Genomic DNA, 13,273 nt, shown 5'->3' with positions numbered 1-13,273 from the left:
CTGACAACGGGCGGGCCCGCGCGACATCGCGCAGGTCCGCCCGCCCGCCCGGAAAACCCGGACCGCTCAGCGATCACTCACCGGCAGCTTCCGCACCGTGCCCCGGCAGCGGTCCGTCAGTCGCGCACCACGGTCACCGGGCAGGGCGCGTGCTGGGTGACATGGAGGCTGACCGAGCCGAGGAGCGTCGCCTTGAAGCCGCTGTACCCGCGGGCGCCCACCACCAGCAGGTTCGCGCCCTTGGCCCGGTCGAGCAGGGCCTGGGCCGGGTTGCCGATCACCACGATCTTGCTGACCGCGGCCGCTCCCTCGGCGCCGAGGGACTCCTCAAGGGCCTCGCTGAGGGACACGGTCGCCAGCGCCTGCGGATCGAAGTCCTCCGGCATGCCCGGCATCATGGACGCCCAGCTGGTCGCGGGGTACTCCCAGCTGTTCACGGCCTCCACCGAGTCACCGGTCAGTTCGGCCTGACGTACGGCCCAGCGCAGTGCCTTGATCGACGAATCGGAGCCGTCCACGCCCACGACGATCCTGCCCATATCTGCCTCCAGCTCGGTCACAGCTCGGTTCGATTACGGTCGGTCGGCCGAGGTCGGTCGAGTTTCGCCAAGTCCGGTCAAGTGCGGCCTTTTCTTGGCTTTGCTGTTCTTTGCTCGGCTTTCCAGCCAACTGTAATCAAACAGGACAACCTGCCACGCGGCGGGTCGGTCCGGTCAGTCCAGTCGCAGGTCCGCGAGCTGCTGCTCGAACGGCACGACCGCTTCCTCGCCGTCGTCCACGCCGGGCGTCCTGGCCGCTCCGGAGACCGTCCGGCCCATGACCGCCGAGGCCAGTTCGCCGCCCGCCCGCCTGATGCGGGAGGGCAGGCCCTCGGTGTACTCGTCACCGGACGAGCCCCAGTCCTCCGACGCCGCGTACACGGACGTCGGTACGGTGACCGCCCGCAGGTAGGCGAAGAGCGGACGCAGCGCATGCTCCAGGACCAGCGAGTGCCGGGCCGTGCCGCCGGTCGCCGCGATCACCACCGGCTTTCCGGTCAGGGCCGTGTTGTCGATCAGGTCGAAGAACGACTTGAACAGTCCGCTGTAGGAGGCCGTGAAGATCGGCGTCACCGCTATCAGCCCGTCGGCCTCCGTCACCGCCTCGATCGCCTCCTTCAGGGCACGTGGCGGGAAGCCGGTGACCAGGTGGTTGGCGATGTCGACGGCAAGGTCGCGCAGCTCGACGACCTGGATCTCGACGGTGCGGTCCTGCTCCGCCCCCAGCCGCTCGCGGGCGGCCGCTGCCAGCCGGTCGGCCAGCAGCCGGGTGGAGGAGGGCTGACTCAGCCCGGCCGAGACGGCCACGATCCTCAGCGGCTCGTTCGTGAACGTGGTGGACACGGGGTCAGACCTCCTTCTGGGCGGTAAGGGCGGTAGGGGCGGTACGGGCGGTGTCGTCGGCGTCGGCGATGCGGGCCGCGCGGGCGGCGGTGACCGCCGGGTGGATGGGGGCGGAGTCCGGGACTCCGGCGGGGCGCAGGTTGGCGAACTCCTTGCGCAGTACGGGCACGACTTCCTCGCCGAGGATGTCGAGCTGCTCCAGGACCGTCTTCAGCGGCAGTCCCGCGTGGTCCATCAGGAACAGCTGGCGCTGGTAGTCGCCGACGGACTCCCGGAAGGACAGGGTCCGCTCGATGACCTCCTGCGGGGAACCGACGGTCAGCGGCGTCTGCTCGGTGAACTCCTCCAGGGACGGCCCGTGTCCGTAGACCGGTGCGTTGTCGAAGTACGGGCGGAACTCCCGTACCGCGTCCTGCGAGTTCTTCCGCATGAACACCTGGCCGCCGAGACCCACGATGGCCTGTTCGGCGGTGCCGTGGCCGTAGTGGGCGTAGCGCTTGCGGTAGAGGTCGACCATCTTCCTGGTGTGCTCCATGGGCCAGAAGATGTTGTTGTGGAAGAAGCCGTCGCCGTAGTACGCGGCCTGTTCCGCGATCTCCGGGGAGCGGATGGAGCCGTGCCAGACGAAGGGCGGGATGCCGTCCAGCGGGCGCGGGGTCGCGGTGAACGACTGGAGCGGCGTACGGAACTTGCCCTCCCAGTCGACGACGTCCTCGCGCCACAGCTTGTGGAGCAGGGCGTAGTTCTCGATGGCCATCGGGATGCCCTGGCGGATGTCCTTGCCGAACCAGGGGTAGACCGGTCCGGTGTTGCCGCGGCCCATCATCAGGTCGACGCGGCCGTCCGCGAGGTGCTGGAGGGTGGCGTAGTCCTCGGCGATCTTCACCGGGTCATTGGTGGTGATCAGTGTGGTGGAGGTGGACAGGATCAGGTTCTCGGTGCGGGCGGCGATGTAGCCGAGCGTCGTCGTCGGCGAGGACGGGACGAACGGAGGGTTGTGGTGCTCACCCGTCGCGAAGACGTCCAGACCGACTTCCTCGGCCTTGAGCGCGATGGCGAGGGTCGCCTTGATCCGCTCGTGCTCGCTCGGTGTCGTGCCGGTCGTGGGGTCGGTGGTGACATCCCCGACGGTGAAGATCCCGAACTGCATGGCGCCCGCCTCCAAAGAAGTGGAATCCGCTGTGCGGATAGTTGAACATTGAACTATGTGAACACACCCTACAACGGGTCACCCCATGGTCCTATTCCCTTCCCGCCCCGAGGCCGTCCCGGCCGTACGCTGGAGGCCGGGCCGGAGAGGCCGTAGCCCGGCGCGACAGAGGGCGGCGGCATGAGCGAGAGCGAGCGCTGGAAGGAGCGGGGCGTCGCCCTGCGTGTCTTCGTCTACGTCTTCGCGACGCACATCTTCGCGGGCTTCATCTGGATCCTCTTCTACGTGGGTGAGCACGCCAAGAAGTAGCGGCGGGGGCCGAGGCGGCCGGTTCGGGGCCGAGAGCGCTCAAGCGATCGCAGACCGTAGTGTTTGCGAACTCCCTTTGGTGGAGGCCATGTTCGGCTGCGCACGGGGGTAGAGGAACGGCTGTTCCCGCTTTCCCGTACCCGTACCTCCATCCCCCACATCCGGAGGAAGCCCATGCGCAGAAGGACATGGTTGCGCGGCCTCGCCGTCGCGGCGCTGGCCCCCGCGGGCGGCGCGCTGGTCGCCGCCCCCACGGCGTCGGCCGCCCCCGTTCCCGTTCCCGCTCCCGGTCGCCGGACCGCCGCGCCGGCCGCCGTGGCCGAGCTGCGGGGCATCGACGTCGGCACCACCCAGGCCGGAATCGATTTCGCACTGGCCCGCTCCGAGGGCCAGGAGTTCGCGATCGTCAAAGCGGGCGGCAGCCAGCTGGCCGAGGGGCCCTACGTCAGCCCGCACTACGCCGAGCAGGTCGACGGCGCCCGTGCGGCGGGCCAGCGCGTCGGCCACTACTGGCTGTCCGGCGACTTCCAGACCCCGGCGGACGCGGCCGGATACTTCGTGGACCATCTGCACGACTACCGCCCCGGCGACGTCCTGGCCCTGGACGACGAGGTGCTGGACGACTCCACCCGGCTCTGGGACGACGCTCAGGCGGCGGAGTGGTTCCGGACGGTCCAGGCCCGGCTGGGCGAGATCGTGCCGTGGTTCTACATCGGCGCCGCCAACCTCCGCGCGGGCACCTGGGACCGCACCATCGCCACCGGCGCCCGGCTGTGGGTGGCGGTCTACGGCCCGAACGACGGCACCCGCCACGACGAACCCGACCTCGGCGGCCGGTACCCCGACTGGGCCGTCCACCAGTACACCTCGGTCGGCTCTGCCGGTGGTGCCCCCGCCGTGGACCTCAACCTGGCGCGCGGCTGGGCCTTCGACCCGGTGGACGGGGGCGGTGACCCGCCCGGCGGCACGCTGCCGAAGACACCGACGGAGCAGAGCGGTGTCCCGGACACGGCGTTCTGGAAGCGGGCGCAGCACTGGCTGTCGATCGAGTCGGGCTACACCGGCCCGGTGGACGGGGTACCGGGCCCGAACACGTACGCCGCGCTGCAGCGCAATCTGCGCGACCACTACGGGTACACCGGCCCGGTCGACGGCGTACCGGGCACGAACACCTACGCGGCGCTCCAGCGCTTGGCCGCCGGGCACGGCTACACGGGGCCGGTCGACGGGGTGATGGGCCCCCGGTCGTGGCGGGGAGTGGCACGCTTCCTGAACGAGGACCGCTGGGACTGACGAGGACCGCTGGGGCCACCGGGGCTGACAAGGACCGCTGGGACCACCGGGGCTGACAAGGACCGCTGGGACCACCGGGGCTGACAAGGACCGCTGGGACCGACGGCGTCGGGGCCGACGAGGACCTCCGTGGCCGGTCGCCGGGAGTTCTGGCGGGGCCGGTCGGTGAAGGGCCGTGACCCGGTGACAGGTGCGGGATACACTCGGGCCATGACCTCCGTACTGTGCCGGAATTGGTGGCGCTCCTCCTAGGAGCGGCCACAGCACCTGCACGGGACAAGGGCCGTTCGACAAGGACGGCCCTTTTCGCTGCCCTCGTACGGCACCTCCCGTACGGCAGGGACACGGACAGACACCGGAACCGGCGGGCCGTCCTCCACGCACTCCACCAGCGAGGAGAGACCCCATGACCACCACCCCCACCGATGCCACCACCATGCCCACCCCCGCCGACGCCACCGCTGATCCAGCCGCCTCAGCCGCCTCAGCCGCCTCAGCCGTCTCCGCCGCCTCGGACACCCGGACCGACCCGCTGTCCCTCACCCCCGCCCTGCGCCGCAGCGCCGAGCTGGAGCGGCAGCTCCGGCAGACGCCCGGCCGCTTCCGGGTCCTGACCGGCGACCGTCCCACCGGCGCCCTGCACCTCGGGCACTACTTCGGCACCCTGCACAACCGGGTCCGGCTCCAGGACCTCGGCGTCGACGTCTTCGTCCTCATCGCCGACTACCAGGTCCTGACCGACCGGGACGTGGCCGAGCGGCTCGGCGCGTACACGGACGGGCTGCTGCTCGACTATCTGGCCATCGGCATCGACCCGGCCCGCTCCACGGTCTTCAACCACAGCGCGGTCCCGGCCCTCAACCAGCTCCTGCTGCCCTTCCTCAGCCTCGTCTCCGTCGCCGAACTGGGCCGCAACCCCACCGTCAAGGACGAGATCGCGCACTCCCGGCAGTCCACGGTCAGCGGGCTGATGTTCACCTACCCGGTGCATCAGGCCGCCGACATCCTCTTCTGCAAGGGCAACGTGGTGCCGGTCGGCCAGGACCAGCTGCCGCACCTCCAGATCACCCGTACCGTCGCCCGGCGCTTCAACGAGCGGTACGGGGCCGTCTTCCCGGAACCGGACGCGCTGCTCTCCGACGCGCCGCTGCTCCTCGGCACGGACGGGACCAAGATGAGCAAGAGCCGCGCCAACTCCATCCCCCTCGGGGCCACCGCCGACGAGACGGCGCGCCTCATCAAGGGGGCGAAGACCGACACCGACCGGCACATCACCTACGACCCCGAAGGCCGGCCCGGGGTGTCGAGCCTGGTGCTGCTCGCCGCGCTGTGCCTCGGCCGGGACCCGCACGACGTCGCGGCGGAGATCGGGGGCGGCGGCGGCGCCGCGCTCAAGCGGACCGTGACCGACGCGGTCAACACCCACCTGGCACCGATCCGCGCCCGCCGGGCGGAGTACGCGCGGGACATGGCGTACGTACGGTCGGTGCTCCGCGCGGGCAACGAACGGGCCAACACCGTCGCGGAGGCCACCCTGGACGAGGTACGCGGGGCGATGGGAGCTCTCCGGTAGGGCCACCCCCTCAAGCCCCTGCTCACGTCCCCGCCAGGAGGGTCAGCGGTGCGGTGACACGGAGCTCCGGCGGCGCAGCAGTTCGGCCAGGCCACGGCGGGTCGCGGCGATGACCACCCGGTCCTCGGCGCGCAGGACGTAGCCGGGGTGCAGGTCCCAGATCAGGCCCGAGGGCTGATCGGTGCCTTCCGGGTCGTACGGGGGGACGGCGGCCAGGTCCGGGTTGCGGTCGGCGGGCGGGGTGGCGTCCAGGGCGAGGACCCGCCAGGCGCCCGCGCGGAACGCCTGTTCCACGGTGTGGTCCTCCAGTTGGGGGTGCCCGGCGACCTCCAGCGCGGCGAAGAGCATGACCTTGCGTTCCACCGGGACCGCGCCGAGGATCTGGCGGCCCATCATGGCGACCGCGAAGGATGGGGCGGCCAGGTGGGACACGGAACGCGAGCGGGTCAGGGCCTGGGGGTGTGCGGTGCGCAGGGTGCGGTAGACGGCGGTGGCGAACTCGTCGTCGTACAGCCGCAGAGCCACCCTGAGGTCCGGCTTCACCGAGCGGGCGTACAGCGCGGCCTCCAGATTGGTGGTGTCGATGCTGGTGAGGGCCAGCAGGGCGCGGGCGCGGCGGATCTTGGCCGCTTCCAGGACCCCTTCCTGGGTGACGTCGCCCAGCACCGTCGGGACGTGCAGGCTCCGCGCCAGCGGGATGCCGCGGGCCTCGGGGTCCTCCTCCACGACCACCACGGGAATGTCGAGTTCGCGGAGGTGGACGAGGACCCTCGTACCGATCTTGCCGAGGCCCAGGAGGACGACATGGCCGGAGAGACCGCGTGGCGGGCGGCGCAGCGAGGACGCGGTCCGCAGCGAGCCGAACGCCTCCAGGACCGCGGCGACCAGGAGCGGCAGCAGCATCAGGCCGGCGAGGCCGGAGAGGAGCTGGATGATCTGGCGGGCGGGCCGGTCGCCCTCGGCCGGGTCGCCCATGGCGAACAGGTCCAGCAGGGTGAGGTAGGCGGCGTGCAGCGCATCGTCCCCGGTCGTCAGTACGGAGGCGACGGCCAGGGCGACCACGGCCGTCCCGACCCCCAGCGCCGACCAGCGCAGCCGCCGGGAGAAGACCTGGGCGAGCGGTGCGCCCCTGCCGCCCATCCGTCCGGCGGGCCGGTCCGGATCCGCCCGGCTGATCGCTTCCAGGACGACGGTGCCCCGCCCCGTCGCGGCGGCCACCGAAGCCTCGTCGGGCAGCAGCTGGGGGCCTTCGTCCCCGCTGCTGTCGGAGCCCTCGGCGCCTGCCGGGTCGTGGGTGGTGGAGGAGAGCAGGGCGAGCGTGCACAGGCCGGGGTCGGCCGTCTCGCCCGGCCGGGGCGGGGTGCGTTCGGCGGCGCGCAGGAGCAGGCCCTCGGCCTGTATGACCTTGCTGCTGCCGGTGAGCGCCGTGGCCGCCAGGGCGGGGGCGGCGGTGTCCGCGTCGGACAGGACGGTGGTGGAGGCATCCAGCGCGGTGGGGTCCAGGCCCGGCACGGAGACGGCCGCGGCCTGGTCGAGCAGGGTCTCCAGGTGCTGGCCGAGCTTGCGGTTGTAGAGCCGGATGACCAGGCGCAGACGCGGGTTGAGGCGACGGGCGGTCAGGGCGGCCCGGATGTTGCGCTCGTCGTCGTCGTACACGAGCGCGAGCGCGGCCGCCCGGTCGACACCCGCCTCTTCGAGTACGTCGTCGGAGGGCTCCGGCGCCTCCATGATGCGGACCGCCTCGACCCCGGCGTTGGTGTCGTTGTCGGCGGTCATGGCGCCGGGTCCGGTGCCGTTGGCGGTGCTGCCGTTGCGGTTCATCGCCGACGACATCCGGCCGAACAGGGCGGCGGCCCGGCCCCGTTGGGTCAGCGGCAGCTCCGGGCGGCCGGCGTCGCGGCCCGGCGGCAGCAGGAGGGTGACCCGTTCCCCGTACACATACCGCAGTTCCACGGCGAGCCTGCGGGCCAGCGCGTCGTCGCCGCAGATGACCATGTGTCCGCTGGACGGGGGGCGTTGAGGCTGCGGAGGGAGGGGGAGTGGGGTCACGAAACCCAGCATGCCTTGCTCCGTCCCGATCGGTAAGGAGTGTTGGTGATCATTGCGTGACGGGGCGGGTGGGGCCGCAGCGCTTGCCGGGGCGAGGCGGGCAGGCGGGGGCGGGCGGTACCGAGCCGTCGGGGCGGGGCGGCGGTGACGTCGGTGGGTACGGGCGGTCGGGGCCCGGTGCCGCGGCGCTGAGGACAGCGCCGCAACAGCCGGGTTGTTCCCCTTCGCTCCCCCGTGCTTCCCCCGATTTCCCCCGTGGGTCCCCCGTACTTCCCCCGTGGGTCACCCCGGTTTCCCGCTGTGTTGCTGACCGGATCGTGTCACTGGAGAGCGGACCGACGCACTGCCGGAATCCGGCAATCTTTATGTCCCCCTGATGCCGGGCACCGGCACCGGCCCATGTGCGTTAAGGAAGTGACAAGGAACTTTGGGACTGGAGGGACGTGCGTGGCCGAGCCGGAGATATCCGAGGTGCTTCTGGGGGACTATGCCCGCATTCTGGGGGAAGTCGCCGACACCGGCCGCCGGCTCACGCGTGAGGAACTGGAGACCCGCCGTTCCCTGGGCCGCCAGGCCGCCGAGGCCGGGCACCAGCTGCGCGCCCTGGTGACGCTGCATCTGTCGGTGACCCGCTCCGACTGGCCCCGCATCGCCCTCGCGGGCGCCGACACGGTCACGGATTCCGTGCTGGCCGCGGTGGAGCAGGCCGTCGACGCCTTCGCCGAGGGCTTCGAGCGGGCCCAGCGGCTCACGGTGCGGCGCGAGGAGGCGGCCCGCCGTGAGTTCATCGACGACCTGCTCTACGGGCGCAGCGACCTGGGGCGGCTCGCCGAGCGGGCCACCCGCTTCGGGCTGCGCCTGTCCCGGGCCCACGCGGTCGCGGTGGCCGCGGGCCCCGAGGCGTACACCGAGACCGATGCCGTGCCGCGCCGGGTAGAGGCGGCTCTGCTGGCCCGTTTCAGCGGCCGGAAGATCCTGCTGACGACGAAGGACGGGCGGCTGGTCTGTATCGCCCCCGGCAGTCAGCCGGACGTCCTGAGGTACTTCGCGAAACAGGCCCACGCGGCGACGGACGGCGGCCAGGTCGCCGTCGGCCGCCCGCACCGGGGCCCAGGGGGCGTCGTCCACTCGTACGACGAAGCGCTCGACGCCCTCGACCTCGCCGGCCGGCTGGGACTGGACGACCCCGTGCTGTACTCCGCCGACCTGCTGATCTACCCGGTGCTGACCCGGGACCGGCAGGCGATGGCCGACCTCGTACGCAGCGAACTGGGGCCGCTCCAGGAAGCCAGGGGCGGTGCCGAGCCGCTGCTGAAGACCCTTTCCGTCTACTTCGACGCGGGCTGTGTCGCGGCCGAGACCGCCCGGCGGCTGACACTGAGTGTGCGCGCGCTGACGTATCGGCTGGAGCGCATCCATCAGCTGACCGGGTCCGACCCGTCCGACCCCGCGCACCGCTACACGCTCCAGACCGCGGTGATCGGCGCCCGGCTGCTGGACTGGCCGGCCAAGGAACTCTGAGACCCGGGGCCGGGCGTCCCGAGGTCATGCGTCACGGGGCCGGGCGTCCCGGGTCCACGTGCCCCGACGCCGGGCCACGTGAGCGGCGGCGTCACTCGCCACGCGGCGCGCACCCGGCCGCGCCATTGCCGTAACCCGGCAGCCTCCGCCTGCCGCCGCCCCTGTCTCCGCTGCCCGTCGTCCCTCCCCGCATGCGGGGAGGGATGCCTGCGCCTAGCGTGTGATCCGGGGGTTTTCGGGGTGGGCAGGCGCGCACCGAGGGAGATCCACACATGGCTCGTCGTCCCAGGCAGTCCCGGCAGTCCGGGCAGGCCCGCCAGGCGCGGGACGCCGACACGGACACCGCCGCGGGCGGCGGCTCGGCCGTCCCGGCCGCGGGCCCGGCCGGCGGAACTCCGCAGGAGCGACCCTCCCACCGCTGGTGGGTGCTCGGAGTCATCGGTCTGGCGCAGCTCATGGTGGTGCTCGATGCCACGATCGTGAACATCGCCCTGCCGTCGGCCCAGAAGGATCTCGGCTTCAACAACGGCAATCGGCAGTGGGTCGTCACCGCCTACGCCCTGGCCTTCGGCTCACTGCTGCTGCTCGGCGGCCGCATCGCCGACCTGGTGGGACGCAAGATCGTCTTCCTGGTGGGGCTGGTCGGATTCGCGGGGGCCTCCGCGATCGGCGGCGCCGCGCCCAGCTTCGAGGTCCTGGTGATGGCACGGACCCTCCAGGGAGTCTTCGGCGCACTCCTGGCTCCCGCCGCGCTCTCCCTCCTGACCACGACGTTCACGGTCCCGAAGGAACGGGCGAAGGCGTTCGGGATCTACGGTGCCATCGCGGGCGCGGGCGGCGCCGTCGGGCTGCTGCTCGGTGGTCTGCTCACCGAGTACCTGGACTGGCGCTGGTGCCTGTACGTGAACATGATCTTCGCCGTCGTCGCCTTCGTCGGAGGCTCCCGGCTGCTGACGGCCGGAGCGCCCGGCGACCGTCCGAAGCTCGATGTCCCGGGCGCCGTTCTCGCCTCCTCGGGGCTCTTCTGCATCGTCTACGGATTCTCCAACGCGGAGAAACACGCCTGGGGTTCCGTCGACACCTGGGGCTTCCTGCTGGCGGGCGTCGTCCTCCTGGCGGCGTTCGCCCGGTGGCAGACGCGGGCCGCCCATCCGCTGCTGCCGCTGCGGGTGGTCCTCGACCGGAACCGCGGGGCCTCGTTCCTGGCCATCTTCGTCTCCGGCGCCGGGATGTTCGGCGTGTTCCTCTTCGTCACGTACTACCTCCAGCAGAGCCTGCTGTTCTCCCCGGTCCGCACCGGTCTCGCCTTCCTGCCGATGGTGGCGGTGATGGTGGTGACCTCGGTGGTGACGACGAACTTCTTCGTGCCCCGGTACGGTGCGAAACCGATCGTGCCGCTCGGCATGGGGCTGGCCTCCGCCGCCATGATCTGGATGACGACCTTCGACCTGAACAGCGGATACGCCACCCATGTGCTGCCACCACTGCTCGTTCTGGGCCTCGGTCTCGGGCTGATCTTCGCGCCCGCGATGAACCTGGCCACCTCGGGGGTCGCCCCGCGCGACGCGGGGGTGGCGTCCGCGATGGTCAGCACGATGCAGCAGGTGGGCGGCTCCATCGGCACGGCGCTGCTGAACACCCTCGCGACCAGCGCCGCCGCGAGCTACATGGTGGGCCGCACACCGACCCCGGCCGCCGTCGCCCAGTCGCAGCTGCAGAGTTACTCCACCGCGTACTGGTGGTCGGCGGGCTTCTTCGCCGTCGGCCTGCTGATCACGGTGCTGCTGTACCGCAGGGGAGCGCCCCGCATGTACACGCCGGACACGACGGGCGCGAAGGACACGACGGGCGCGAAGGACACGACGGGCGCGAAGGACGCGACGGGCGGCCCCGCCACCACGTGACAGGGCCGCCCGCCACCGCCTTCACGTGACAGCGCCACACGCTGCGCCCCCACGTGACAGGCGTGCCCGCCCGTCGGCTACGCCCCCACGTCGCGTCGCTGCATGTCGTCCAGCGACTCCCGGCGCACCAGCAGCCGTGCCGTCCCGTCGTCGACGGAGACGACGGGCGGTCTGCCGATCAGGTTGTAACCGGACGCCATCGACAGGTGGTACGCCCCGGCGGCCGGTACCGCGAGCAGGTCCCCTGGCCGTACGTCACCGGGCAGTTCCACACCGTCGGCCAGTACGTCACCCGCCTCGCAGTGCCGTCCCACGACGGTCACCACCCGGTCCGGGGCGGTGGAGGCGCGGCCGACGAGGCGGGGCGCGTACCGCACCCCGTACAGCGCGGGCCGCGGGTTGTCGCTCATCCCGCCGTCGACGGCGACGAAGGTGCGCGCGCCGGTCCGCTTGACCGCGAGGACGCGGTAGACGGCCACCCCGGCGGGCCCGATCAGCGCCCGCCCCGGTTCGACGGTCAGCCGCGGTACGGGAAGTCCCGCCCGCGTACAGCCGTCGTGGAGTTCGGCGCGGACCCGGGCCGCGAGGGCGGGGACGTCGAGGACCGGTTCGCCCGGCCGGTAGGCGATGCCGTGGCCGCCGCCGATGTCGAGCTGGGGCAGGGCGATGCCGTGCTGTTCGCGGACGCGGGCGAGCAGCCCCACCATGCGGCGTACGGCGGAGACGTACGGCTTCACGGCGGTGATCTGCGACCCGATGTGGCAGTGCAGACCGACGAGTTCGAGGCGCGGCTGGCCGAGTACCCGGTCGATGGCGTGCTGCGCGGAACCGTCGGTGAGGGACAGCCCGAACTTCTGGTCGTCGGTGCCGGTACGGACGGCCGCGTGCCCGCCCGCCGAGATGCCCGGCACCACCCGCACCATGATGGGCTGCCGGCTGCCCTGCGGCACGAGGGCCGCGAGCCGGGCGATCTCCGAGGTGCTGTCGACGACGATCCGTCCGACGCCGAGCCGTACGGCGGTCCGCAGATCCTCCGGGCTCTTCGCGTTGCCGTGCAGGACGATCCGCTCGGCGGGGAAGCCCGCGCCGACGGCGAGCAGCAGCTCACCGGCGGAGCAGACGTCGAGCCCCAGCCCTTCCTCGCGGACCCAGCGGACGACGGCCCGGCAGAGGAACGCCTTGGCGGCGTAGACGACATCGGCCTCGGCCGGGGGGAACGCGGCGCGGTAGGTGCGACAGCGTCGGCGCACCTCTCCCTCGTCGAGTACGTAGAGCGGCGTACCGAACCGGTCGGCGGCCTCGGTGAGCGACACCCCGCCGACGGCGACGTCCCCCTCGGGGCCGGGTTGCGCGGAGGCGGGCCAGAGGCCGGAAAGGGAGTCGTCGGCAGCGGCGCCGGACAGGACCTCGGCGGTGACACCGGGCAGGACCCCGGCAGCGGCGCCGGGCAGGAACGTGGCAGGGGCGCCCGGGACGGCATCGGCCGGGGCGGAGGTGCGGACAACGGGCGTGGTGGTCATGGCGCGTGCCTCTCAGCAGCCGTGGCGGACGAGAGCGGCGGCCTGTTCGGTCACCGGTGTCCGGGGGCCGACGCAGGGCGGCCAGGTCGCGGCCCGGGGCGCGGAGAGCTGCGGATCGAGGGTGAGGGCGCTGACCCCCAGCGGGGCCGCGAGCGCGCGCAGGGCCGGTTCGGAGAGCAGGATCCACGGCTGTCCGGCGCCCAGGGTGGCCACGAGCTGCGATACGGAGGTGAAGGCGACGGCCGTGCGGTCGCCGAGGGGGGTACGGAAGAACCGTGCCGTGAAGGAGGGCGAACAGCGGGGGAGGCCCGGCCGGACGGGGACGAAGAGAGGTCCGGCCGGGACGAGTTCGAGAGGGTCGGGGTCCGACATGGTGTTCCTCCTGGCGTTTGCGGGCCGCTGCTGTCACGGCCCTTCTGCCGAAGCTATGCCCAGCCGGGAGGGGGACGGATACGGCCTTGACGCGCACTTGACGCAAAACCCCGCCCCAGTGACGCGATGCTGACGCGCGTACGGGGGCGGGGTGCGGGCGCGCGCGGCGCGAACCGTGCCCGGAGGTGCGGGCCGTGCGA

At 72.2% G+C, this 13,273-nt stretch carries 11 protein-coding genes; 5 read left to right on the top strand and 6 right to left on the bottom strand.

Features of this window, described 5'->3' with window-relative positions; genetic code table 11:
• Nucleotides 1-116 precede the first annotated feature (116 nt).
• The 3 genes from OG251_RS19090 to OG251_RS19080 all read right to left on the bottom strand — a co-directional run bounded on the left by OG251_RS19090 (nucleotide 117) and on the right by OG251_RS19080 (nucleotide 2,532).
• Nucleotides 117-539 (bottom strand): universal stress protein, encoded by a 423-nt coding sequence (locus OG251_RS19090; protein WP_326678332.1) that lies wholly within the window; start codon nucleotides 537-539, stop codon nucleotides 117-119.
• A gap of 174 nt (nucleotides 540-713) precedes the next feature.
• Complete coding sequence (locus OG251_RS19085; RefSeq protein WP_326678331.1) at nucleotides 714-1,382, bottom strand: FMN reductase; 669 nt, start codon at nucleotides 1,380-1,382, stop codon at nucleotides 714-716.
• 4 nt (nucleotides 1,383-1,386) lie between these two features.
• Nucleotides 1,387-2,532, bottom strand: a complete 1,146-nt coding sequence (locus OG251_RS19080; protein WP_326678330.1) for an LLM class flavin-dependent oxidoreductase — start codon at nucleotides 2,530-2,532, stop codon at nucleotides 1,387-1,389.
• Nucleotides 2,533-2,712: 180 nt separating this feature from the next.
• Between OG251_RS19080 and OG251_RS19075 the strand changes: the two genes are divergently transcribed.
• The 3 genes from OG251_RS19075 to trpS all read left to right on the top strand — a co-directional run bounded on the left by OG251_RS19075 (nucleotide 2,713) and on the right by trpS (nucleotide 5,707).
• Entirely contained in the window at nucleotides 2,713-2,841 is a 129-nt protein-coding gene (locus tag OG251_RS19075; RefSeq protein ID WP_241838796.1) for a DUF6126 family protein, read from the top strand.
• 174 nt (nucleotides 2,842-3,015) lie between these two features.
• Nucleotides 3,016-4,134, top strand: a complete 1,119-nt coding sequence (locus tag OG251_RS19070) for a GH25 family lysozyme (RefSeq protein WP_326678329.1) — start codon at nucleotides 3,016-3,018, stop codon at nucleotides 4,132-4,134.
• Nucleotides 4,135-4,540: 406 nt separating this feature from the next.
• Nucleotides 4,541-5,707 (top strand): tryptophan--tRNA ligase, encoded by a 1,167-nt coding sequence (gene trpS, locus OG251_RS19065; protein WP_442818347.1) that lies wholly within the window; start codon nucleotides 4,541-4,543, stop codon nucleotides 5,705-5,707.
• A gap of 42 nt (nucleotides 5,708-5,749) precedes the next feature.
• Here the strand turns inward: trpS and OG251_RS19060 are convergent, their stop codons facing one another.
• Nucleotides 5,750-7,768 (bottom strand): NAD-binding protein, encoded by a 2,019-nt coding sequence (locus tag OG251_RS19060; protein WP_326678328.1) that lies wholly within the window; start codon nucleotides 7,766-7,768, stop codon nucleotides 5,750-5,752.
• A gap of 435 nt (nucleotides 7,769-8,203) precedes the next feature.
• Between OG251_RS19060 and OG251_RS19055 the strand changes: the two genes are divergently transcribed.
• Nucleotides 8,204-9,277, top strand: coding sequence for a PucR family transcriptional regulator (locus tag OG251_RS19055; protein WP_326678327.1), 1,074 nt, complete (start codon nucleotides 8,204-8,206; stop codon nucleotides 9,275-9,277).
• Between the two features lie 272 nt (nucleotides 9,278-9,549).
• Nucleotides 9,550-11,181, top strand: coding sequence for an MFS transporter (locus tag OG251_RS19050; protein WP_326678326.1), 1,632 nt, complete (start codon nucleotides 9,550-9,552; stop codon nucleotides 11,179-11,181).
• Nucleotides 11,182-11,258: 77 nt separating this feature from the next.
• Here the strand turns inward: OG251_RS19050 and lysA are convergent, their stop codons facing one another.
• Nucleotides 11,259-12,701, bottom strand: coding sequence for a diaminopimelate decarboxylase (gene lysA, locus OG251_RS19045; RefSeq protein ID WP_326678325.1), 1,443 nt, complete (start codon nucleotides 12,699-12,701; stop codon nucleotides 11,259-11,261).
• A 12-nt stretch (nucleotides 12,702-12,713) separates the two neighbouring features.
• On the bottom strand, nucleotides 12,714-13,073 hold the full coding sequence (locus tag OG251_RS19040; protein ID WP_326678324.1) for an SAV_915 family protein: 360 nt from the start codon (nucleotides 13,071-13,073) through the stop codon (nucleotides 12,714-12,716).
• Nucleotides 13,074-13,273 lie beyond the last annotated feature (200 nt).

Source organism: Streptomyces sp. NBC_01237 (assembly GCF_035917275.1).
GTDB lineage: Bacteria > Actinomycetota > Actinomycetes > Streptomycetales > Streptomycetaceae > Streptomyces.
Note: the sequence above shows the minus strand (reverse complement) of the source record. Positions and strands in the feature narration are given on the sequence as shown.